Origin of the sequence: Lysinibacillus agricola (assembly GCF_016638705.1) — a bacterium.
In the GTDB taxonomy this organism is placed as follows: domain Bacteria; phylum Bacillota; class Bacilli; order Bacillales_A; family Planococcaceae; genus Lysinibacillus; species Lysinibacillus agricola.
The window spans coordinates 2,395,074-2,418,732 of record NZ_CP067341.1; the positions used below are offsets into that span (position 1 = coordinate 2,395,074).

The 23,659-nt window shown below is 36.9% G+C and carries 29 protein-coding genes, 1 riboswitch and 1 other annotated feature; all 29 genes read left to right on the forward strand.

From position 1 onward, the window contains the following. Positions 1-213 precede the first annotated feature (213 nt). A complete protein-coding gene (locus FJQ98_RS11420; RefSeq protein ID WP_053596930.1) occupies positions 214-1,038 on the forward strand; it encodes a DNA alkylation repair protein in 825 nt (274 codons plus the stop codon). 115 nt (positions 1,039-1,153) lie between these two features. Next, complete coding sequence (locus FJQ98_RS11425; RefSeq protein WP_053596931.1) at positions 1,154-1,552, forward strand: immunity 22 family protein; 399 nt, start codon at positions 1,154-1,156, stop codon at positions 1,550-1,552. Between the two features lie 162 nt (positions 1,553-1,714). Then, positions 1,715-2,026 carry a DUF4303 domain-containing protein gene (locus FJQ98_RS11430; protein WP_158003099.1) on the forward strand — a complete coding sequence of 104 codons (312 nt, stop codon included), beginning with the start codon at positions 1,715-1,717 and terminating at the stop codon, positions 2,024-2,026. 116 nt (positions 2,027-2,142) lie between these two features. Next, complete coding sequence (locus FJQ98_RS11435) at positions 2,143-2,478, forward strand: DUF7716 domain-containing protein (RefSeq protein ID WP_198926939.1); 336 nt, start codon at positions 2,143-2,145, stop codon at positions 2,476-2,478. Between the two features lie 71 nt (positions 2,479-2,549). Then, on the forward strand, positions 2,550-2,837 hold the full coding sequence (locus FJQ98_RS11440) for a hypothetical protein (RefSeq protein ID WP_053596933.1): 288 nt from the start codon (positions 2,550-2,552) through the stop codon (positions 2,835-2,837). Positions 2,838-3,009: 172 nt separating this feature from the next. Beyond that, positions 3,010-3,411: an immunity 22 family protein gene (locus tag FJQ98_RS11445; RefSeq protein WP_053596934.1), complete on the forward strand. Its 402-nt coding sequence runs from the start codon at positions 3,010-3,012 to the stop codon at positions 3,409-3,411. 272 nt (positions 3,412-3,683) lie between these two features. Further along, positions 3,684-4,124, forward strand: a complete 441-nt coding sequence (locus FJQ98_RS11450) for an ankyrin repeat domain-containing protein (RefSeq protein ID WP_053596935.1) — start codon at positions 3,684-3,686, stop codon at positions 4,122-4,124. A gap of 466 nt (positions 4,125-4,590) precedes the next feature. After that, positions 4,591-5,013 carry a hypothetical protein gene (locus FJQ98_RS11455; RefSeq protein WP_053596936.1) on the forward strand — a complete coding sequence of 141 codons (423 nt, stop codon included), beginning with the start codon at positions 4,591-4,593 and terminating at the stop codon, positions 5,011-5,013. 237 nt (positions 5,014-5,250) lie between these two features. After that, complete coding sequence (locus FJQ98_RS11460) at positions 5,251-5,754, forward strand: SMI1/KNR4 family protein (RefSeq protein ID WP_053596937.1); 504 nt, start codon at positions 5,251-5,253, stop codon at positions 5,752-5,754. Positions 5,755-5,861: 107 nt separating this feature from the next. Next, the gene (locus FJQ98_RS11465; RefSeq protein WP_158003100.1) at positions 5,862-6,038 is read left to right on the forward strand and encodes a hypothetical protein; all 177 of its coding nucleotides are present in this window, start codon (positions 5,862-5,864) and stop codon (positions 6,036-6,038) included. A gap of 48 nt (positions 6,039-6,086) precedes the next feature. Beyond that, positions 6,087-6,446: an SMI1/KNR4 family protein gene (locus tag FJQ98_RS11470; RefSeq protein ID WP_053596938.1), complete on the forward strand. Its 360-nt coding sequence runs from the start codon at positions 6,087-6,089 to the stop codon at positions 6,444-6,446. 84 nt (positions 6,447-6,530) lie between these two features. Then, the gene (locus FJQ98_RS11475; RefSeq protein WP_053596939.1) at positions 6,531-6,986 is read left to right on the forward strand and encodes a hypothetical protein; all 456 of its coding nucleotides are present in this window, start codon (positions 6,531-6,533) and stop codon (positions 6,984-6,986) included. Between the two features lie 118 nt (positions 6,987-7,104). Next, positions 7,105-7,263, forward strand: coding sequence for a hypothetical protein (locus tag FJQ98_RS11480; protein ID WP_158003101.1), 159 nt, complete (start codon positions 7,105-7,107; stop codon positions 7,261-7,263). Between the two features lie 360 nt (positions 7,264-7,623). Next, positions 7,624-7,847, forward strand: a binding site (T-box leader). A 393-nt stretch (positions 7,848-8,240) separates the two neighbouring features. Next, positions 8,241-9,578, forward strand: coding sequence for a sodium-dependent transporter (locus FJQ98_RS11485; RefSeq protein WP_053596940.1), 1,338 nt, complete (start codon positions 8,241-8,243; stop codon positions 9,576-9,578). Positions 9,579-10,656: 1,078 nt separating this feature from the next. Then, a complete protein-coding gene (locus FJQ98_RS11490) occupies positions 10,657-12,015 on the forward strand; it encodes an aspartate kinase (RefSeq protein WP_053596941.1) in 1,359 nt (452 codons plus the stop codon). A gap of 226 nt (positions 12,016-12,241) precedes the next feature. Next, on the forward strand, positions 12,242-12,424 hold the full coding sequence (locus FJQ98_RS11495; protein WP_053596942.1) for a hypothetical protein: 183 nt from the start codon (positions 12,242-12,244) through the stop codon (positions 12,422-12,424). A gap of 211 nt (positions 12,425-12,635) precedes the next feature. After that, positions 12,636-13,319 (forward strand): adenosylcobinamide amidohydrolase, encoded by a 684-nt coding sequence (locus tag FJQ98_RS11500; RefSeq protein WP_053596943.1) that lies wholly within the window; start codon positions 12,636-12,638, stop codon positions 13,317-13,319. Further along, on the forward strand, positions 13,316-14,272 hold the full coding sequence (cbiB, locus tag FJQ98_RS11505; protein ID WP_053596944.1) for an adenosylcobinamide-phosphate synthase CbiB: 957 nt from the start codon (positions 13,316-13,318) through the stop codon (positions 14,270-14,272). Before FJQ98_RS11500 ends, cbiB begins: the two co-directional genes overlap by 4 nt. Further along, positions 14,259-15,338: a pyridoxal phosphate-dependent aminotransferase gene (locus tag FJQ98_RS11510; protein WP_053596945.1), complete on the forward strand. Its 1,080-nt coding sequence runs from the start codon at positions 14,259-14,261 to the stop codon at positions 15,336-15,338. Before cbiB ends, FJQ98_RS11510 begins: the two co-directional genes overlap by 14 nt. Before the next feature lie 11 nt (positions 15,339-15,349). Then, the gene (locus FJQ98_RS11515; protein ID WP_053596946.1) at positions 15,350-15,958 is read left to right on the forward strand and encodes a histidine phosphatase family protein; all 609 of its coding nucleotides are present in this window, start codon (positions 15,350-15,352) and stop codon (positions 15,956-15,958) included. Positions 15,959-15,970: 12 nt separating this feature from the next. Beyond that, positions 15,971-16,546 (forward strand): bifunctional adenosylcobinamide kinase/adenosylcobinamide-phosphate guanylyltransferase, encoded by a 576-nt coding sequence (locus FJQ98_RS11520; RefSeq protein ID WP_053596947.1) that lies wholly within the window; start codon positions 15,971-15,973, stop codon positions 16,544-16,546. 39 nt (positions 16,547-16,585) lie between these two features. Further along, complete coding sequence (gene cobS / locus FJQ98_RS11525; protein ID WP_053596948.1) at positions 16,586-17,362, forward strand: adenosylcobinamide-GDP ribazoletransferase; 777 nt, start codon at positions 16,586-16,588, stop codon at positions 17,360-17,362. Beyond that, on the forward strand, positions 17,335-17,934 hold the full coding sequence (locus FJQ98_RS11530) for a histidine phosphatase family protein (protein ID WP_053596949.1): 600 nt from the start codon (positions 17,335-17,337) through the stop codon (positions 17,932-17,934). The genes cobS and FJQ98_RS11530 overlap by 28 nt, the downstream gene beginning before the upstream one ends. Then, positions 17,883-18,275, forward strand: a complete 393-nt coding sequence (locus FJQ98_RS11535; RefSeq protein ID WP_053596950.1) for a bifunctional adenosylcobinamide kinase/adenosylcobinamide-phosphate guanylyltransferase — start codon at positions 17,883-17,885, stop codon at positions 18,273-18,275. The genes FJQ98_RS11530 and FJQ98_RS11535 overlap by 52 nt, the downstream gene beginning before the upstream one ends. A gap of 169 nt (positions 18,276-18,444) precedes the next feature. After that, positions 18,445-18,642 carry a hypothetical protein gene (locus FJQ98_RS11540; protein WP_158003102.1) on the forward strand — a complete coding sequence of 66 codons (198 nt, stop codon included), beginning with the start codon at positions 18,445-18,447 and terminating at the stop codon, positions 18,640-18,642. 35 nt (positions 18,643-18,677) lie between these two features. Further along, on the forward strand, positions 18,678-19,172 hold the full coding sequence (locus tag FJQ98_RS11545) for an ECF transporter S component (RefSeq protein ID WP_053596952.1): 495 nt from the start codon (positions 18,678-18,680) through the stop codon (positions 19,170-19,172). Further along, on the forward strand, positions 19,169-19,855 hold the full coding sequence (locus tag FJQ98_RS11550; RefSeq protein ID WP_075807350.1) for a hypothetical protein: 687 nt from the start codon (positions 19,169-19,171) through the stop codon (positions 19,853-19,855). The genes FJQ98_RS11545 and FJQ98_RS11550 overlap by 4 nt, the downstream gene beginning before the upstream one ends. Positions 19,856-19,962: 107 nt before the next feature. Next, positions 19,963-20,150, forward strand: a riboswitch (cobalamin riboswitch). A 164-nt stretch (positions 20,151-20,314) separates the two neighbouring features. Then, entirely contained in the window at positions 20,315-22,528 is a 2,214-nt protein-coding gene (locus FJQ98_RS11555; protein ID WP_053596953.1) for a ribonucleoside-diphosphate reductase subunit alpha, read from the forward strand. 12 nt (positions 22,529-22,540) lie between these two features. Next, a complete protein-coding gene (locus tag FJQ98_RS11560) occupies positions 22,541-23,581 on the forward strand; it encodes a ribonucleotide-diphosphate reductase subunit beta (protein WP_053596954.1) in 1,041 nt (346 codons plus the stop codon). Positions 23,582-23,659 lie beyond the last annotated feature (78 nt).

Consider the following 23,659-nt stretch of genomic DNA (forward strand, 5'->3'; position numbering starts at 1 on the left):
TACTAACGTTCATAAAAAAACAAATGAAGTTACTTATTGTGTAATCGTATCATAGGCGTCTCTATCAAGCCACTCGATATCACAATTATGGCGAGCTATAATTGATTAGAGGGATTAGTGGAAATAATCTGTGAGAAGAAATAATATAAAAATAGATATCTATCAATTTCAACAGATCGGATTTTATGTCCCACAATGACAGGAGGGTGTTAAATGGTTGTAAAAGAAGATGTTTTAAATAGAAAGGGAGCTAGAAAGGCTAGTGATATCCCTAATGACGTTTTAATATTGTTGAATCAAGGAAAAATAGAAAGTGTTAATTTAACGGAATGGCAAGCAGTTCAGCACATTGTATTAGTAAAAAATGTTCTACCATCATTAGGGCTAGAAGACAAGTTAGAATTTATACTAACGGAGATAGAAAAGCAAAAAGTTGAAACGGGAATGAAGGCAATTCGTTTAATAGGAAGTTTATTAGATACAGTCTTGATGGATGAAATTGATACAAAAAAAGAGGAGTTAATCAAAATATGCTCTCATCACGTATCGGATAGTGTCCGATGTTGGGCGGCATTTATGAATAAAAACAACGATTATTCTTTAGAAGAGAAGCTGTTGTATATCCGACCTTTCGCAGCAGATCATCATTTTGGCGTTCGGGAAATTGCTTGGATGTCAATTAGAGAGGACCTTGCAGCAAATATTAAGAATAGTGTAGACCTGTTAACAGAGTGGGCAAAAAGCGGAGATGAAAACATTCGTAGGTTCAGTTTAGAATCAATCCGTCCTCGCGGGGTATGGACAAAGCATATTGAAATATTAAAGGAAGAACCGCAAATTGCACTTCCTATTCTTACTGTACTTAAATCAGATTCGTCAAAGTATGTCCAAGATTCTGTCGGCAACTGGTTAAATGATGCTAGCAAAACTCAACCAGAGTGGGTAATAAACCTATGTGATGAATGGCAAAGAGAATCTCCGACCAAGGCAACTGAAAGAATCGTTAAAAAGGCTCAAAGAACAATAGTAAAAGGCTAAATAATTGAGGAGAAGATTTAAATAAGATTTTTTTAGAAAAACTTTAGAGTTTAAAAGGATTAGGATGATCTATGGAAAAGAATAATAATAGAAAAGTGGAAGTGAGGTAAAAAGTATGTATATGTCTAAAGTACATGTATGGGTAGGTATTAATAATGCTGATGATGAAACTTTTGAAAAATACTTTGAATTAGACTATGATGATCCAGATATGGATATTGATGATCCTCTTTATAAAGTGTGTCAATTTTGTCTGGATATAAATGAAAAATGGTATGATGAAGACTGTATAGGAGTTTACAAGGAAGATAGTACGTTAGATGTTCGTATAGCATTGGAAGAGTTATCGGTATCGCAGGAAACATTGTTAGAAATACAGGACATTTGTATTAAAAAAGGATTAGAAGAAGTAAATGCTATGTTTTATTACATGGATTCAGAGATAGATGTCGTCGATAAAAACAAACTTTATAATGGATTAAGTTATATTGGAGAATTTGATACAAATTTATAATAACTAAATTTCATATTATGTAAAATGTAAAACATATGTAGAAAGTGTCATAATATCCTTTTTATATATGTTTTTATTGTTAGTAGGAATCTTAGATGGTCATAATAGAGAAATACAAGCGTGGGAGAGCGCATATGATGAACTAAAATGGGATCCTTCCGAGTGGATATAGTAATAGTCATTTACAATCAGGTGCCAGTATTTCTGTTGCAAGCTATTTATTTAGAGAAAAGAGATGCCTTAGAAGAAGAAAACTTTGATAAATTTGAAGAGAAGCTTCATACAACTATGATTTCAGTGCTTGATAATCTTCATAACGAGAAAGTTTTTTGTAAAAATAAAGATGATATTACGGTCTTCATTTTGATGTCTGATGACGAAAGAACTGAAGAAGTTGAGAATTATTCAGCTAGGTCGTTAAATTCAGAAAAAGTCTACAAGGAGTTCTTAAAAAGATTTGATAATATCGTATAGCTATTTACTTAGGAATTGCATGTAATACACTTTCTACATAGTATAGTGCTGACTTTTTAGTGATTAAGGTGTTATTTGAAAAATAGATCATCTATCTTAAGAGAGGGTGTGAAATTATGACGGAAGAAAAAATGAGTTTAATCAGTATTTGTAATGTATTATCACATCCAGAGAAAAATCCAGAGACTTGGTTTTATCTTCCTCCAAATTCAACGGAATGGAATTTAAATACAAAGGGGGTATTTTCACTAGATAGCTTTGATTTTCCAACTGATTCAGATGATTTTTTACCGGAACAAGTGAAAAATAATGGTTGGATAGAAACATTGGATGGAGCAAGTATTGAGGATGTAATTGATAATGTAAATAATCAATTAGAAAATCCAACACTAGATCAGTTACTCCAGGCGTTCATTTTTTATTTTGAAAACGATGCGTTTTTAGTTTTTTAAGTAGTTGGCTATTTAAATACTGCGGAGACATTGCAACTGCTTCTCCAAAAATATAGCTAGAGGATAGAAAAATGAAACTATATGAAATTAATAATGAAGAATGGGAAGAAAGTATAAAATATTATTACTCTTCAAAGAAGGAATATAGTAAAGAATTATTTCTAAATACGGTAAAGAACAAAGAGGAGATTGAACTTGATTTAACAAAATTTCAATCTGTTACACCATACATAAATTTAGATTTAGATGATTTTTTTATTAAAAAAATACAGATTGATTTAAAAGAAGCTTCAATATATTTAATAATAGATGAATGGAATTTTAAAATAATTTTTATTGAAATAACTATTATATTTTAAGATTATGGGAAACATTTGCATGAATTAAAATAGGTTTTACATCAGAGGAACTTAAAAAAGGGTTATTTAAAACCGTTTTAGATGTTGTTGACAGAAAGGGAAATGCATATTTAGGACGACATTCAACGGATATAAAAGGTCTTCCTAGGCTTTAAGTGGGGTGTAAATAATAATGGAAATAATGAGTAAGGTTAATGTTTGGATAGGAATTAGCAACGTAGATAACGATATCTTTAACGAGTATTTCAAAATCGATTATAGTGATCCAGACATGGATATTGATGATCCAAAATATAAGATATGTGAATTTTGTAAAGATATTAATGAAAAAGTGTATGACGAGGATTGGATTGGTGTCTACTGGCAAGATAAATTAACAGACGTGGATGAATTTATTGAGGAACTATCAGTAGAAGATGAGACGATGGTTGAAATAAAAAAGATCTGTATACACAAAGGATTAGACAAAGTAAACACAATGTTTTATTATTTCGATCCGGAAATAGAAATTACTGATGTTAATAAGCTTTATAACGGTCTGCATTATATAGGATTATTCGATACCGACTTTTAGTGCAGTAAGCAGATCAAAAGAGTAGTAGAACGCCCTTGATAATAGGTGATTTTTCTGCTCTTTTCTTGTGTTTGTTATGGAATTATTTTCATAATAACTATTATTTTGTTAATATAAATGAAAGAATTTAAGTAGCATCGTTTTCAGGTGGAAGAAGGGGAATATTGGATGAAGAGGCTTAAACCGGTCTTACATATTATCTATCCTGTAGATAATGCTGTTATAACACAATCTTACGAGAACCAATTCAAGTACACCGTGGAGGGAAGAAAATGAATAAATTCGATGATACACAGCTGTATGCGTTATTAAATGAATCAAATTATGAGAAAATCAATGCGTTTTTACAAACATACGGCTTAGATAGTGTTGATAGGGCCGGACGTACGTTTTTGATGTCCGCAATCGTTGAAGGTAAAGAGGAAATTGTAAATTATCTTGTAAATATTGGATGTAATGTGAACACTAAAGATAAAGCGGGATTAACCGCACTGCATTTTGCAGCTATTTATGACAGATATACTATTGTTAAGGTTCTTATAACTCATGGTGCTGAAATTGATGCAGTTGACCACATAGGTAATACTCCCTTATGGAGAGCGATAATGGAAAATAGTAATGAAACATTAACTATAAGGTATCTATTAGAGAATGGGGCCGATCCCAATAAGATAAATAATCGTGGGATAGCACCAAAGGATTTACTCGAATAGTGATCTACAACCGAGTCTCTATTATTTTAGATTCAGAAACATATGTTAAGAAGACGTATAAGCACTTTCTTTACATATGTTTTTTATATAAGACGTGGGACATCTTATCAGCATGACGGTCTAGGGAAACAAAAATGACAAAAAAATTAGGGGAGTGTACAAGGTGATAAAAAAAGAATACGATTTGCTGCTTAAAATTTTTGGAAATTATTACGACTCATACGAAGAAATGCTTTGCCGAGTAAAAGACGTAGAAAATGATACGGTTATTTGGAGTGATTCGTATTAGGGATTTTTCCCATATCAATATGCACTGAATCAATTAAAGAAGCCCAAAATCTACAAAACAAAGCCCAAATCTAAAGAAGGTATTATAGTAAATAAGTTAAAAGATGGTGAACTGTACTATTCTTATGATAATGAAAATAAGGGATGGGGCAGTGTTTTTGTAATAAAAGAAGATGGAATGAAACTGTATCTAAGGTTTTTAAATAACGATAATGATGAAATAGTTTTAGAACAAGTATATTGTGTAGTTTTTAAAGAGACTGTGATTGAAAAAGTATTATTCTATTTAAAGGACGTTGACTTGGACGGCGACGAAGAATTGAACGAAGAAACATTTTTGATGGATGAGTATTCATATAATAGCAATGCGACAATTGATACAATTATAAGAAATGGTTTCTATCATGAAAGTAAAAATATTATACCAACTACCACATTTCGATTTGAGTATGTTAACGAAGATATATTCATATACACAAAACAATTGAAACTAAATCAAATGGATGTCGAAAAGTTAAAGTGGAAGATTAAAAGATTAAAAAATCTAAAATCAAGTAGGGTATTAGAAACGGATAGTGTGGACTATGCCCATTTTAAGTAATACTAGACAGTAGGGATTATTGAAACATGCTCTGTCAAATAGTTATAGGAAATAATAAAAATACAGCGGCTTGAGTCTTGAATTCTAAAGGGCTCAAGCCGTTTAATCTTTTCAGGAATTAATAAGGTGAATCTAAAAGTGATTGAGGTAACATTTGGAAATGTAGGGGTATTGGGATAAAATAATAGCTAAGCAAGAGATAAGTCTAATATTAAATCTGAGATTAAAGGAGTAAGTATGAAGATAACAGAGATTATTAAAAAAATTGAACAGGATCGTAATTGTAGACTTGTCAAAAGGATTACAGATTTCAGGAGTGAATTAGCTCTTCCGAAAGATTTGAATTATTTTTTTAGCAATTATGACTCCTTACAGATGTTTGTAAATAAGCCCTATGGAATAAAAATAGTTTCTTCAAATGAGTTTATGCCAACTAGTAAAAGGCTTTACCCAGAGGATGATGTAATTTGGGAGGAACTCGAAGGGGATATTAGTAATGAATGGTATCTTATTGCAGAATCTGAACAAATCAACCAATACATAAGCATTGATATGAGCAAGTCTCATTTTGGTTATTGCTATGATAGTTTCTTGGAAACTCATGCAACACCAGGGGATAGTCAGATTATTGCTAAAAGCTTTTCGGAACTGTTGGAGCAATTATACTCTAGTAAAGGTGAAAATTGGTTTTGGTTGGCTGAAAATTTCGAGTTATATGGGGATGCTTATGATGGCAGATGAAATATTCGTTAACGGTAAGTGTTTGTGTTATAATCGGACCATTTTTATCTAGTGTATATCCTTCAAATCTACATCTGAAACGGAAAAAACGAATAGGGAGGTACATCATGTCGGAAATAATAAATAAAGACCCGATATTACCAATTAGACAAATAGGGGAAGACAATTGGATTGAAAACCTTACATCCTTTCTTGAGAATCATGATGTAGAAGTGATTTCATTAAAAGGTGAAAAAATTTTTCAAAAGACAGAGCAACATCTAGATTGGATAATTCCCTCATAAACGAAAGATTATTTCTTAAATTTTGGTGGTATTGAAAGTTCTGATTTTATGTACAATCTTAAGAAAATTGGTGAGTGGGAAGTATTGACAAATTCAATGTGGGAGTTTGTATCATTAAACTTTCAACAGGAAGTAACAGATAAATATATTGTTTTTTCAGAAAGTCCTAGCAATGATCCTATTTGCTTTAAAAGGGACACTGGAGAGGTATATTTGTTTTCTCATGATCCCATTAAAAGGGCTAAAGTATATAAAGATTTCAATGACTATTTATTAAATGAGATAGTTGAAATCCAAAAATTGTACGCAGAAGTTACTTTTAATAGTTCGAAGGAAGAAATAGAGTATAAAGAAAATTTGTTGGATAGCGATGGTATTGATTTTGATTTCCGTAATTTAAAACTTTAAGTGCAAATAACAACAAGGATGACTTTAAGAGACGTAAAAAGGACTTTAAAAACCAAATGATTGTAATCTTAAAAGGAGATTAAGATGGAGATAAATGAGATTATACAAACTAATTGGAAAAATAATCAGCTTCCAGGGATAGATGGTGTAATTTATAAATCAGGTAAAGTTATTATTATGGATTCTTATGAAGTAATTGACGGTAATACTACAAATTACTTTATAAATCCCTTGTGTGAAACCTCTTTAGAAAGTATCATGTCTTTTAATGAGGACATCTGGTGTGAGATTGAGAAACATCCACAAGTTCAACAAAATGATAGATTATTTATTTGTGGTGAAGGTGGTATGGGGAATGAAGGGTTTATTGCTAATGTTGACATGAATAATAACTTGAAATGGGCATTCTTTTCAACGGTTTCCAATCCATTTAATAAACTTGAACTTGAAGATAACTTATTAAAAGCATATTCAACCTCGGATTTAATTTATGTGATAAATATTAACAAACCGGAGGAAATGACTATAAAAAACAAATAGTTGATTAAGCGTAATTCAAATTTATTTTTAATCAATAAAATTCCAAAACATATGTAAAGAAGATGTCTTTATATATGTTTTTTTGTATAAAAAATTTACTATCTTCAGGCAGGGATTTTTGACACAAGAGAGAAAAACCACTGGATGCTTTGATATTAAAACGTTAATGAATAGCTTTCTTGATGTGCTCGGGTTGAATACTGCAAAAGGTGATGCAGCCCTACCTTGGGGACGAACTGAAAATGGGGATACATTAAATTGGATTGTGGATACTTAAGGTAATTGGTTTATTTTGGTAGATGATAGATCAGGTGATGATTATTTTGAATATAAAGGCTCTATGACTGGATTTCTCCATGATGTATTAAGTGGTAGTATGGTTTGCCTTATATTTCCAATTGATTTTCCTGATAAAATACCTTTGTCGGTTTAAAGGATTAATGATCAAATAGTTGAACTAAAAAACTATAAACCTGTCACATTTAATATAATATAAACCATAAGTAATGCAAAGGTATCCATTCAAAAGTCATATTTCGAATTTTTATAGCGGAAAATAAGCGGATAAAACAAAAAAATAATTGACGCAAGTATTTAATGTGTGATAAAAATGATAGTATCAATTCGGGAAATTAATATTTGGGCAATGATAGGATAAAGTAGTGAAAATCTCCCTATTTCAGAGAGCTGGTGGTTGGTGCGAATCAGTATATAGATTATCATGAATTTCGACCTGGAGCATCTTTCATAAATCACACGTTGTGAGGAAGTGGAAGACGGTAGTGAATACCGTTATCAAATAAAGTGGTGAAGAATTTTATTCACAACTAGGGTGGTACCGCGATATATATCGTCCCTACGTATTTACGTAGGGACGTTTTTTCTTTAGGTCTTACTCTTGTTGTATTTTCACAACTAGGGTGGTACCGCGATATATATCGTCCCTACGTATTTACGTAGGGACGTTTTTTCTTTAGGTCTTACTCTTGTTGTATTTTTCATAACTAGGGTGGTACCGCGATTTTAATCGTCCCTACGTATTTTACGTAGGGACGTTTTTTCTTTAGGTCTTGCTCTTGTTGTATCTTCATAACTAGGGTGGTACCGCGATATTTTTATCGTCCCTACGTTTTCGTAGGGGCGATTTTTATATGAAAGGAAGCAATTGTATGAGAAAGGAGTCACGATAGACCAATATGAATAAAGACCGAATTGTAATAAACAAAGAAATAGAAGAAGAGAGGAGATAAAGAGATGGAGTCACAGCAATGGACATCAAAATTAGGTTTTATTTTAGCTGCAGCAGGTTCAGCAATAGGTCTTGGCGCGATTTGGAAGTTCCCGTATATGGCCGGTATTGGAGGTGGCGGTGCGTTCTTCCTTATTTTCATCGGTTTTACATTATTAATCGGTTTACCATTATTATTAGCAGAATTTGTAGTCGGAAGAAGTACACAAAAAGAGGCTGTTGAAGCATATAGAAATATTGCTCCAAAGACGCTATGGCCGTGGGTCGGAAAATTAGGGATTGTCACATGTTTCATATTGCTTTCATTCTACAGTGTTGTAGGAGGATGGATTTTATTATATTTATGGAATGCAATTACAGGGAGACTATGGGAAGGAAATGGTGCGTACGAAGCAACTTTTGATGAAATCATTTCTAATCCATTTTTAGCGGTTGGATCACAGCTATTATTTATTCTTCTTACTATTTTTATCGTAAGTAAAGGTGTTCAAAACGGTGTTGAAAAAGTAAATAAGTATTTCATGCCAGCACTATTCGTTTTATTCTTTGTATTAATTATTCGTGCTCTTACATTAGATGGAGCAGGAGAAGGGGTTCGTTTCTTCTTACAACCTGATTTCTCAAATGTTACATCTGAAGTTATTTTATATGCGATGGGGCAGTCGTTCTTCTCGTTATCTGTCGGTGTAGGCGTAATGGTAACGTATAGCTCATACTTACCGAAAGAAGAAAGTTTACCACGTTCCGCATTTTCTATCGTCGGTTTAACGCTTGTGATTACATTACTTGCAGGGCTTGCTATTTTCCCGGTAGTCTTCGCATTTGGAATGGAACCATCTCAAGGGCCAGGTCTATTATTTATTGTATTGCCAGCGATTTTCAGTAAAATAGCATTCGGAAAATTATTCTTCATTATTTTCTTGTTACTATTTTTCTTTGCAACGATAACATCAGCCATTTCAATGTTGGAAATTAGCGTTGCCTCTTTAACGACAAAAGGTAAAGGGAAACGCGAAAAAATGGCATTGATGGTAGGGTTACTAATCTTTGTTGTAGGGATTCCATCGGCGCTTTCATTTGGCGTATTGAGCGATGTGACATTGTTTGGAAAAACCATCTTTGATTTAGCAGACTTTACAGTAAGTAATGTTCTTATGCCACTCGGTGTATTATTAGTTGCGATCTTCGTACCGTTTAAAATGAAGAAAGATGTTTTAATGAAAGAATTGGGTGTAAGTAAAAATAAAGGCTATAAATTATTTGTATTATGGTTATTCTTACTTCGCTATATAGCACCAATTGCAATTATTATCGTATTTTTAAATGTAATTGGATTGATTTAAAATACAAAAGGCCCTAGCATATCGTTATGTTAGGGCCTTTTCGCTATCAATTATCTGTTTGGCAATTCGTGTACTGTAAAAAAGTAAACGTAAAGTAACTTCAAAATATATAATAAAAGTTGATTTTGAAGTTATTTTTTGTTTACTTCACTTTTTTTCGGCACAAGAAGATTTGATTTTAACCGTCATCCCAAAAGCTGCTCAGGTCCAAAAGAAACTGATCGGGGCACCTCAAGAACTGCTCAGGTTCAAAAGAAAACTGCTCGGGTTCAAAAGAAGACCGCTCTATTCACCTAAAAAACTGCTCCGGTTCAATCAAATATAGCCCTCCACGGAATAAAAGCGGAAACCAACGCAAATCAAAGCAATACCTGTCTAAAACAGATAAAATATCCAAAAAAAGAATAGCTTGACATCAAACGAAATAGCACAAACATCACAATTTTTTCTGCATATCATAATGGAGAAAGCGTTTTCTTCAATTAATATAGAAGAAAGGCACTACAATTCAATCAAGTTTGCTGAAAAATACTTGCTAATTTAAGTATGGATAAAAGGGTTCTTGCATGGTGTACATTTCGTTACTTGGTTTTATTACAACATTTGGGGAGAAGGGCATGAAACCTTGATTGGCTAATTATCTTTGGATAGTCATGTCCGAAGAGATTCGGCATGTAGATGTTGTAATAAAGATCCACAACCTGCTGTTGAAGTGATACATCTTTATACAAGCAAAATTGTTTATATTGATATCCACATATATTTTCGTAAAGACGTGGTTTATTTTGGCATGTCCAATCTCTCACTAAATTCTGTAAATTAGATAATTTCAGCTAGTTCAGACAAATATTTGTACGATTATAGGAAATCCACGAAAAAAATTCGCAAAAACCTTAACTATTTCATATGAAATCCGTATAATAAATCAAACAGTGTGAAAATTGTACATTTTCTATCGATTAATTGCGTGAATTTTTTAAATTGTATTGACGTAGGGAACGATAATTTGTACACTGTGTACATTCAATTGTTTTTTGGAGGAATACATTTAATTTAAAAAGTTAGGATTTGATGGATTATGATCGTATGTAAATTTGGTGGAACATCTGTAGCAAGTGCAGAACAAATTCAAAAAGTAGCAAACATTGTAAAGTCTAATCCGGCACGTAAAATCGTAGCCGTTTCAGCACCTGGGAAACGCTCTGGTGACGATATAAAGGTAACTGATTTATTAATTAATTTAGCAACGGCAGCATTAAAAAATGAAGATATTGAAGGGGAATTACAAATTGTTGTGAATCGTTTTATGGCGATTGCAGATGGTTTGCAATTAGATCATACAATTTGTGACGTGATAGCCAAAGATTTACGTGAACGTGTACAAGGTAATAAAACGAATGAGGAATTATTTATTGATAGTATCAAAGCGGCAGGAGAGGACAATAACGCGAAGCTAATCGCAGCTTATTTCAATTCAATCGGAATGCCGGCACGCTACGTAAGTCCAAAAGAGGGTTTGGTAGTCAATGATTTACCTGAACGCACGTATGCATTACCAGAGGCTTATGCCAATTTAGCACCTCTAAAACATACAAAAGAAATTATTGTGTTCCCAGGTTTCTTCGGTTACACTGAAGCGGGCATACTGCGTACATTTGACCGCGGTGGCTCTGATATTACAGGCTCAATTTTAGCAGCAGCTGTTGAAGCGGAGCTTTATGAAAACTTTACGGATGTGGATTGCGTGTTCTCCGCGAATCCGAAAGTCGTGAATGATCCAGTGGAAATTAAAGAAATTACGTATCGCGAAATGCGCGAATTATCCTATGCAGGCTTTTCGGTGTTCCATGATGAAGCGTTAATGCCTGTCTACAAGATTGGGGTGCCAGTTAACATAAAAAATACAAATAATCCAACAGCCCCAGGTACTCGTATCGTACCAAGACGCCCTGCAACAGGTCGTCCAGTTACAGGTATCTCGGCAGACAGTGGCTTTTCAACTTTATATGTGTCAAAATATTTGATGAATCGTGAAGTAGGCTTTGGACGTAAGCTTCTACAAATTTTAGAAGATGAAAATATTTCATATGAACACACACCGTCTGGTTTAGACGATATTTCTGTCATTATGCGTTCAAATCAAATAACATTAGAAAATGAAGAACGAATTCTTTCTCGTGTGAAAAATGAATTACTTGCAGATGATGTGCAGATGCGTCATGGTTTCTCTATGATTGTTATCGTAGGCGAAAATATGCGCAATAACACAGGTCTAGCGGCACGTGCTGCAACTGCGATTTCAAAAACAGGTGCAAATATAGAGATGATTAATCAAGGTTCATCTGAAGTTAGTCTAGTATTCGGTGTGCAACAAGAATTTGAAAATCAAATTTTACAAGCGCTTTATGAAGAGTTTTTTGCACATGCAAGAGTATAAGGAAATAAAGTGAGCAGTGGAGGGGGTCACCCCCACTGATTAATAGTCTTCACCAATCGCGCTTTTACGGGCAGTTAATGTCCCACCTCCCAACTTTGCTTTCGTTAAATGGGAGTCTTACGGCTCGTTAATGCGAGATAAACACTAATCCTTGTATTGGGTTAGTGTTTTCTTTTTGACGAGAATACGGTAAAATCGAGGGCGTACATAGATTGGAGGGCTTTTTTTGAAAAAATTATCGTTTGGTATGTTTCTATCAATGATTGGCATACTATTTGTTTGTTTAACGATCATGGATATCTTACCGTCATCGACAAAAACAATGAAATTTGTCTATATCGGTATTGGCTGGGTATTTATCATTGCTGGATCCATTATTCGTTTTAAAAATTTAAAACAAAAGCAATAAGAAATATCTCGAAATTGAATTGTTATAAAACGCAGATTTATGATACAATTTCAAAAAAATAAATAATTCGAGTATTATGAAGTTATAATGCTGTACAAAAATTCGAAAGGTTCAAATTTGGGATAGATCATTAAATTAAGGTTGAACAGTACAAATTCTTCTTTGTAAGAATTTGTTTTTTTTATCAATGAAATGAATAGGAGGTGAGATAATGCCAGTACTACGTAAGGATGATATTCATATTTCCGACCATTATGTTGCCGTCCAAACAGATTCACCGATGAAGGTCGTATCCTCGGCAGTACATAATCCGGGCTTTGGCTTTTATACACATTTGATGAATCGTTCAGTGCCCTATACGTATGATGAACGCAAACCACAGGTAGAATTACAACGTTTTTTAAAGTCTGAGGGTTTTCCAATTGACAATACAGTTGCGATGATGACGGCTGTCTATGCCAGGTATGCAACAATTCGTGAGTTTACATATGAGGGAATTCATCTTGTCATAATGATTACGGCTGGTCTTGGCAATGCCGTCGATATTACGCGTGCCTTTCATCGTCAGGAGCAGTATCATGCTGGGACAATTAATACGTGGGTACTAATAAATGGGAGATTGTCGGATGAAGCTTTATTTCAGGCAATGATTTCTACGACAGAGGCAAAGGTCAAGGCACTTATGGATGAGGGCATAACAGATCCAACAACGGGTACACAAGCTACAGGTACTTCAACGGATAGCTTGTTGATTGCCTCAACAGAGGAAGGTGACTACCATCAATATGCAGGACCGATTACGATGCTAGGAAAAGTTATTGGCCACGGTGTTTATGAAACGATGCGTGAGGCTATTCAAAAATATAAAAAAGATAAAGAGGAGAATCCTATATGATGGTACTGATGATTGCCTGTATCATCGGGCTTGTTTTTGATTTAATTGTAGGGGATCCTCCTAAAATGCCTCATCCAGTACGCTGGATTGGAAAGCTCATTCAATCTCAAACAGAATTATGGAATAAAGGAAGAATGAGAAAATTCCGTGGCATGGTGATGGCGCTCGCTGTAGTAGGCACAACCATGTTTGTCGTGACGGCTATTTTACTACTAAGCTATCAGGTTAGCCTATTATTTGGCATATTGGTTGAGGGGCTACTTATTGGTATAGGACTCGCGCAGCGTAGCTTGAAGGAAGCGGCGATGGCTGTCTACGAACCGCTTGCCGAAGGGGATTTTGCTGAAGCTCGCGTGAAGCTTTCTTGGATTGTCGGACGTGATACGGAGAAGCTTGACGAAGATGAGATTGTTCGCGGTGTTGTGGAAACGGTCTCAGAAAATACGAGTGACGGTGTAACAGCTCCATTATTTTATGCCTTTTTATTTGGAGCAATAGGGTTATGGGGCTATAAGGCAGTCAATACGTTAGACTCTATGATTGGCTATAAAAATGAAAAATATAAAGACTTTGGTATGTTTGCTGCCAAGCTGGACGATGTACTAAACTTTATTCCAAGTCGATTAACTGGCCTACTAATGGTGCTAGGTACGAAAAATGAAACAAATGTATCTCTTGCTAAGCGCTTAAAACGTTGGGCTCAGGATGCGAAAAAGCACCCGAGTCCTAATAGTGGTTATTTAGAGGCAGCAACAGCTGTGCAACTTGGTGTACAGCTTGGTGGAAAAAATACATATCAGGGTGTCGTTTCATATCGAGCAATAATGGGCGAAAAATTAGTTCCATTAACAAAAGAGCATATTGCAACGTCTGTTATTCATATGCGCATTGCTACTTTGCTCTTTACTCTTGTTATATTAGCAGTGGAGGTGTTAATTTTTGCAATTACCTAATCACGGAGCAAATCCGCAAAATGTTTATCATCAGCTAGGGCTTGTTATGCCCGAAGAAGTGTATGATTTTAGTGAAAATGTCAATTCGGCAGGGCCGCCTCCGTTTGTTGAGGCACGTTGGCGGACATTTTATCCGCTTATTCAACGTTATCCAGATCCGGACGGTGAGCCGTTTTTATCAAAGGTGGCAGCTTTTCATGATGTTCAGAAAGATTCTATATTACTAGGTAACGGTGCATCCGAGCTTTTTAGTGTTCTAGTTAGACGCTATGCCAATAAGCGTATTATTATCGTACACCCAACTTTTTCAGAATATGAACGAACATTAACAGCAGTAGGTGCTGAAATTGTGCCTGTTATAGTAGAGGATATTGTTCACTACACATTGCCGATGGAGCATCTGAAGCGTGAAATGGTGAACGCAGATGCTTTATATATTTGCACACCAAACAATCCGACGGGGGTGCTTCCAAAGAAAGAGGAGCTTCTCCAATTAATCTCTCACGGTGCAAAGGTCAATTGTGAGCTTGTCATTGATGAGGCATTTATTGACTGGGTGGATGAAGCCTATTCATTGATCCAGTATGTGGTAGAAAACCCTCATTTGATCGTCGTTCGTTCGATGACAAAAATGTATGCGATTCCAGGATTACGCCTAGGCTATTTAGTGGCGAGCCCTGTAGTTGTTGCTGAGCTAAAGTCTATCCTACCGCATTGGAACTTGAATGCCTTTGCCCTCACTATCGGTACAGGCTGTTTAGATGAACACGTTTATTGTCAGCATGCTATTGCCTATGCAAGAAAGCAGCGGGAATCGCTACAAAGCTATTTACAAAAAAATGGTTGCCAGGTAACGAATAGTGTAACGAATTATGTATGTTTTGCCTTACCAAAAAATCAGCAAGCCGATACATTTTTTACGTATTGTTTATCAAAGGGCGTCGTACTACGTCATACCAAAAACTTTATGGGCTTAAATGGTGAATGGTTCCGTATCGGGATTAAAGATATTGTGGCCATGACTTATTTACAGAACTGTTTACAGGCGTGGTTTAACGCTAATTAGGGGTGAGAAAGGTGACAACATTTTATTTAGTGAGACATGGCGAAACGGTGTGGAATAAAGAGCATCGGCTACAGGGATGGTTAGATTCGCGACTGTCTGAAAAAGGTATTTTACATGCAGAAAAACTTCGAGATCATTTGAAAAATTTTTCTTTTACAGCGGCATTTAGTAGTTCAAGTGGACGTGCCAAGGAAACGATGCACATTCTTGTAGGTGATCGACAGCTTCCGATATACTATGAAGATAATTTTCGGGAGATTTTTTTAGGAAATTGGCAAGGGAAAACAGTCGGGGACATCATGACTACGCATCGCCTTGATTATGAATTATATACCGATTATCCTGCACAATTCGTTGCAACCCATACCGAAAGCTTTGGTGCGGTAACGGAACGAGCGATGTTTACGTTAAAAAAGATTGCAGAAAAATACCCGGAGGACAATATCATAATTGTATCCCATGCTGTAACGATTAAATGTATTATAAACGCCATTTTAGGCAGAAGCATCGATCAGCTTTGGGCAGCACCATTCATTAATGGTACAAGTGTAACGATCATTGAACAATTCCAGCAACAATGGGTCGTTAAAGATATCGGTAACATTCAACATTTACAATAGGAGGCGTAACCATTGCCACTGATTTTCATTACAGGGGGAGTACGCAGTGGTAAATCCCACTTTGCTGAAAAAGCGGCTGTTACTCACTATCAAACAAAGTTCATGCAAGCACAACGACTTATTTATATTGCTTCTGGAGTAGCGATGGATCGTGAAATGGAGAAGCGGATAATGCGACATCAGGCAGACAGACAAGCGCAAAATATCGAGTGGCTTACGATAGAAGCACCTTATGAAATCGCAGGTACATTGCATAAACTGACCGATGGAGATATCGTGTTATGGGACTGTGTGACTACATGGCTGACAAATGCATTTTATGAGGGTTATGACATGGGGACTCCCTGTGTGGAACAACCAGGCTGTTTAGAGGAGAAGCTTCGTGTTTTAAAAAAGGCAGTAGGGACGTTACTTGAGAAAAGGGTGACGTTTTTTGTCGTCTCGAATGAATTATTCGATGAGCCTCCATATATAAACGAGGAAGTTGAATTATATCGACAAATGCTCGGACAATTACATCAATGGTTCGTTTCTATAGCGGATGAGGCGTATGAAATTAATTATGGTATCGTAAAGAAGTGGAAATAATGAACGCGCTTAGAAAATTAAAAGAAGGCAGGCAAGACGATGAAAAGTTTCTGGCATAGCATACAACTTGCATTTCAATTTTTTACAGTTTTGCCGGTACATAAAGAAATTCCTTTAACGAAGGCAACTATTACAGGGATGTTCGCCTTTTTGCCATGGATTGGGGCTCTTATGGGCACCTTAGTGGCAGCGGTGATATATGGTTTAACAGAATGGACGGCGAGCAGTGAGGTATTGCTTTCTTTTGTGATTATCGGATTACTCGCTTTATTTACTGGTGGTTTACATTTAGACGGTTTTATTGATATGGGGGATGCGTATTTTTCGTATCGGGACCGAGAGAAGCGGCTTGAAATTTTAGATGATCCACGTGTCGGTGCATTTGGTGTACTTTCAGTGCTATTTTTAGTGCTAGGTAAATTTGTTATACTGCATGAACTATTCGTGCAGCATAAGTTAGCTCTTTGGATGCTTATTTTTATTCCCTTATTAACACGAGTAGGCATGAGTTTTTATTTTATGTCGCTGAAGTGCTCAAAAGAAAAAGGGCTTGCCTACTTTTTTAAATCACATATTAAGCCGGGATTACTTATATGCTTTATGCTTATCACACTAGTTGTGGCGTATAGTAGCTTATTGTTTGTAATAGGCTTCTCAATTGTTCCATTAGTGCTGATAGCTGTATTAGCGATTGCCTTTCTAGTTTTTCGGCAATTTACAGTGCGCAACTTTGGTGGCGTTTCAGGGGATTTACTCGGTGCATCAATTGAAGGGATGGAGGTTGTTCTGTGGGTGACGTTGTTATTGTGCGCTTAATGAGACATGCACCAACAAAGGAAAATTTGGAAAAGCGATATATTGGCTGGACAGACTCGTCATTAGCTGATGCATCTTTGCTTTCTGTTGTAGATAAAGGTGTCACGAAAGTGCACGGTAGTGATTTGCTACGCTGTAGGGAAACAGCTGCTCGTTATTTTCCGAATGCAACTTACATGGCAGATAGAAGATTTCGAGAGTCGAACTTTGGAGAATTTGAAGGGCGAACATATGAGGACTTAAAATCGGATGGTCGTTATTGTTCATGGTTAGATGATCCCGTTCAGTCACCACCTCCAAAAGGGGAAGGCTTCGATGTATTTTGTGCGCGTGTCATTGAAGGATTCACAGCATTACCAAAAGATGAAGATACTTATCATCTCGTTGTACACGGTGGAGTCATTCGAGCGCTACTTGTTGCATTTGCACCAACTGAGCAACCTTTTTGGTCGTATCAAACACCGCATGATAAAATGTTTTCTTTAACGTTTACAAAAAAGGCTTGGGAGGAGGGAGCGAGATGCATGTCTTTATCGGAGGAGCCTATAGTGGAAAAACCGACTATGTTATGAAATTGCTTGCAGATCAACAAGTTGAGCTTGTAGATGGCTATGTACCTGATGATACTCCTGCCTGTGATGTACTTGTTATTAAAAACTTAGAGAAGTGGCTCATAACACAAGATCTTGAGGATGATGAAACCCTTATTAGAACCATTTTGACAAGGCTAAAGACTCTTGAAGAAAATTGTACACTGTATATTATTGTGACCGATATGGGACGGGGAGTTGTGCCAATGGAAAAACAGGCACGATTATTACGTGATGCATGTGGGCGTTTGTACCAGGCATTATTTGCTGAAGCCGAACTCGTTGTACGCATCTGGTACGGTATCGGGGAACTAATCAAATAATATAGATTTGAAAAATTTAGAAGGCTTTTCATTAAAAATGTTTGGGTTGATGATTGTTAAAACCTTCGCTATGTTTGTTAGTTGATTGGAGTGGAGGCTGAGTGACTCCTTGGGGATCAGCGATAGAGGAACCAAGGCTAAAACCATCACGTCCTGTGATAACGCCTTCGTGACCAACATCATGCTGTTGCTGTCGCTACGCTTTCGCGCAAAAAACATCTGTTGGCCCAAGCGGCTCATCGGACGCCCCCAGGAAGCTTTGTTCTGTGCGAAAGCGAAGCGGCAGCAACAAATGTTTTATCTGTGCGAAAGCGTAGCGGCAGCAACAAAGCACCCAGCCGGAACGGAAATCAACCACACGTTATAATGAATAGCCAAATATTAAAGGAATGAGGGAATGGGATGGATCGACAAAGATTGATGAAATTGACGCTCACTGCCATGGTAGCGGCAATTTGTGCAGTGGGTGCAGTCATTAAAATTCCAACATTTATTACAACTGCTGCGTTGGACTCTGCTCCTGCATTTTTGAGCGTTGTATTTTTATCTCCAGTATTAGCTGGGGTTGCGGGGGGAATTGGGCACTTGATTTCAGCCTTAACTTCGGGTTTTCTATATGGACCACTACATATTATTATCGCAGTGGAAATGTTTATTGTTGTATGGATCTTCGGGGTTATGCATAAAAAAGGAATGCATTTTTGGAAATGGCCTGTTGCGCTTATTTTAAACGGCGTTGTCTCACCATTACCGTTTTACTTTATCATTAGTCCGGCGTTTTACTGGGGTTCTCTTACTAGTCTTCCATTAGCAACACTTATTAATTTAGTCATCGTTGCCATTGTGATGCCAATTCTGTCTAAGGTGTTTGTGCGTAAGGAAGGTCGAGTACATTGAGAAATGCAATAAAAGTAGGTGGGCTCATTACTACAACAGATAATGCCGCAGCAATTGGTGAAAAACCACAAGATATTGTGTCTGCCCCAGATCAACTAACGGCATACTTGACCGCACGTGTTACCTTTTTAGAGCAGCTTGCGGCAAATGCTTTACCGACACATATCCTATTAGCTAATTTTTCAGGGGATGCTGCATGGTCTCGTTATGTTGCCGGCATTCAACAGGTCTTCGATGAGGTTGGTCTTATTTGTCCACCAATAGACGGTAGCACAGAGTCCAATATGCCGACTTTACAATCAGGTTTGTCCATTACGATGCTTGGTGAGCAGCAGAAACGTACATTATCTAAGCATGAATACCTTGTTTGGTACACATATGGACTGCCGCTTGTAGGCAATGAAGTCCTTGCGCAGCCTGAGGATGTCGCACAGCTACAACCTATTTTTCAGGCGTGGAAAGAGGAAATTGTGCAGCAAGTTTGGCCAGTTGGATCAAAGGGGCTGCAAGCAGAATTTACACGACTTTTTGATGATCAACAGGTCGGAAGTTCGTTAGATGTTGAAAAAACAGCTGGTCCATGTGCAGTCATTTTACTCGGAATACATCCAGAAAAAGAGCAGCTGGCACAAAAAAAATTTCCTAGAAATTTTGAAAAACTACGTAAAACTGCATTGTATTAGGGCTTGCTTCGAGAAAAAGTAGCACATTACAAATTGCAAGGGGCAAATCGCCTATTGCAACAGTAAACACAATATGTTAGATTTGTTTAGGAGTTAAAACACAATATATAGTATTTTGGACAAACGGTACCAATATGGTTTAAAAGGGAATTCGGAAAAAGAGTCATCTTAAGCCGAAGCTGTCCCCGCAACTGTAAGTGCTGACAAATGATGAATAGGCCACTGTGAAAAATGGGAAGGCTATCATTTGGAGGAAGCATGAGCCAGGAGACCTGCCGAGATGTTCAAGACAGCAACACATTCTTCGGGGATTGAGAAGTGGAGGCGAGAGATTTGTTCACTTCTTTGTGTGCATGTCCTTCATTTCCATTTCCGATTTTACAGCGATCACGTAACCGATAGATGTTGCGTGATCGCTTTTTTGTGTTGTCTGGAGAAAGAAAGGGAGAGAATGTGTACATGACAATTCAAATCGAACAGCAAATGGCTAAGCTTAAGAAAAGTTATACGGAGGATGAACTTGAAAGTTTTGTAAGGTTATCGGATCGATGGCTACGAAAAAACGACAATGCCACATTTGAAGCATGGGCGGATGCGATGATTTTACAAACGCTTAGCCTAATTGACGAAGAGGAGCCATACTGGACATTTGTCGCAGCGCAAATTTATTTAGAAAAATTATATGACCAATTTGCAATGCGCCGCGGTGTTTCGGTAAAAGATGTTTATAAGGTTTTCCCAGCACAATTAGCGCGCTATACAGAGGCTGGTTTGTATCATGAAAGTTTAACAACAAAATATAGTGAGCAGGAGCTTCAGGAACTTGCTTCTTATTTAGAACAAAGCCGTGATGAATTGTTTACGTATATTGGCTTAAAAACATTAATGGATCGCTATGTTGTCCGTGATTACACGAAAACACCAGTGGAGCTACCGCAGGAACGTTGGATGGTCATTGCGATGACACTTATGCAGGATGAAACAGAAAATCGTTTAGAAAAAGTACGTGAATCTTACTGGGCGATGAGTAATTTATATATGACTGTTGCCACACCGACATTATCGAATGCAGGCAAAACGCATGGACAGCTATCTAGCTGCTTTATCGATACAGTAGATGATAGTTTACAAAGCATTTATGACACGAATACAGATGTCGCAACATTATCGAAATACGGTGGTGGTATTGGTGTTTATATGGGCAAAATTCGTAGCCGTGGCTCATCTATTAAAGGCTTTAAAGGTGCATCAAGTGGTGTATTGCCGTGGATTAAACAGCTTAATAATACGGCGGTTTCAGTCGATCAGCTTGGTCAACGACAAGGAGCAATTGCTGTCTATCTAGATGTTTGGCACAAGGACGTCTTTACGTTTTTAGATTTACGCTTAAACAATGGGGATGAGCGTATGCGTGCCCATGATATTTTCACGGGGCTTTGCTTACCGGATTTATTTATGGAAGCTGTTGAGGCACGTGAGGAATGGCATTTATTTGACCCACATGAAGTGCGAGAGGTCATGGGCTTCTCACTAGAAGATTTCTACGATGAGAAAAAAGGTGACGGTTCCTTCCGAGAAAAATATGCGGAATGTATCGCCAATCCATTATTAAGTCGTGAGAGCGTACCGGCTATTGATATTATGAAGCGTATTATGCGTTCACAGCTTGAAACAGGCGTACCGTTTATGTTCTATCGTGATGAAGTAAATCGCATGAATCCGAATAAGCATGAAGGGATGGTTTACAGCTCGAACCTGTGCACAGAAATATTCCAGAATATGTCGGCTACTGAATTTGAGTCTATTACCTTAGAAGATGATGTCATCGTAACACGTCGCAAGCCAGGAGATTTCGTTGTCTGTAACTTATCATCTATTAATTTAGGTAGAGCTGTACCGGCTGGTGTTCTAGAACGATTGATTCCAATTCAAGTACGTATGTTAGATAACGTTATTGCCTTAAATACAATTCCAGTTAAACAGGCAGAGCGTACAAACTTGCGCTACCGTGGGATTGGACTTGGAACATTTGGTTGGCATCATTTACTAGCTTTGAAAGAAATTCAATGGGAGTCTGAGGATGCTGTAGAATTCGCGGACAAGCTATATGAGGAAATTGCCTATTTAACAATTCGTGCTTCCAACGATTTGGCAAGTGAAAAAGGTGCTTACCCATTATTTGAAGGCTCAGATTGGCATACTGGTGCGTATTTTGACAAACGTGGCTATGACAGTCATAAATGGAATGCGTTACGCGCCGCGGTTGCGGAAAAAGGTATGCGCAACGGCTATGTTATGGCGGTTGCCCCTAACTCATCAACATCCATTTTAGCGGGCAGTACGGCAACGATTGATCCAATCTTCCAAAAGAGTTATTCAGAGGAGAAAAAGGATTACAAAATTCCAGTAACAGTACCAGATCTATCACCAGTGACGACTTGGTATTATAAATCTGCTTATTTCATCGATCAAAATTGGACAATCAAACAAAATGCTGCACGAGCACGTCATATCGACCAAGGCATTTCACTTAATTTATATGTTCAAAATACGATTAAGGCGAAGGACTTACTAGCACTGCATATGAATGCTTGGGCGAGCGGTGTGAAAACGACATATTATGTGCGCTCAACATCTGTAGAATTGCTAGAATGTGAGTCTTGCGCGAGCTAGGAGGAAGTAACAATGACAACAATTATAAAACGACAAATTATGGATAAAGATGCACCGAACCGTTCAACAGGAATTGTCAACGGACGTTCTTCAAACATTTTAAACTGGGATGATGTGCGTTTCAGCTGGGCTTATCCAAAGTATAAAAAAATGCTTGGTAACTTCTGGACACCATTCGAAATTAATATGAGCAATGATGTCAAGCAATTTCCTGAGCTATCAGCGGATGAACAGGAATCATTTTTAAAAATAATTGGCTTACTGGCACTATTAGATAGTGTACAAACAGATTTTGCTGGCAAAGTGGCAGACTATTTAACAGATTCCAGCTTAAATGCGTTAATGATTATTTTAGCGCAGCAGGAGGTAATCCATAATCACTCTTATTCTTACGTGCTCTCAAGTATTGTCAATAAAGATGAGCAGGATCGTACGTTTGACTTTTGGCGTACAGAGCCAGTATTAGAGCGACGCAATGATTTCGTTATTAAGGGCTACCGTGCATTTTCGGAGGAGCCAACTGTTGAAAATATGCTAGAAGCGATTGTCTATGATGTGATTTTGGAAGGTTTATTCTTCTATTCTGGCTTTGCCTTCTTCTATCATTTAGCACGCAATCAAAAAATGGTGGCAACGTCAACGATGATTAATTATATTAACCGCGATGAGCAGCTTCATGTCGATTTATTTGTGAAAATTTATCAGGAGCTATTAGAGGAATATCCTCAATACGATACGCCTGAACGAGCAGCTCGTGTACAGGAGATTTTCCGTGAAGCTGTACAGCTAGAAATCGATTGGGCAAATGAAGTAATTGGCGATAAAGTTAAAGGCCTCGATGTGGAAGATGTGCATGATTATGTGCATTTCTATGCCAATGTTCGCTGTAATCAGCTTGGCGTGGAGCGTCCATTTGAGGGCTACCGCAAAAATCCATTGAAGTGGGTTAAAGCTTACGAGGATGTTGACTTAGGAAAAACAGATTTCTTCGAGCAACGTTCTCGTCAATATGTAAAGGTCAATGTAGAAGATAACGGCTTTGATGATTTGTAATGCTAAATACACCTCAATGTTGACATAACATTGAGGTGTATTTTTTGTGAGAGTACTCGGGTTAGGGGTAAACGACTT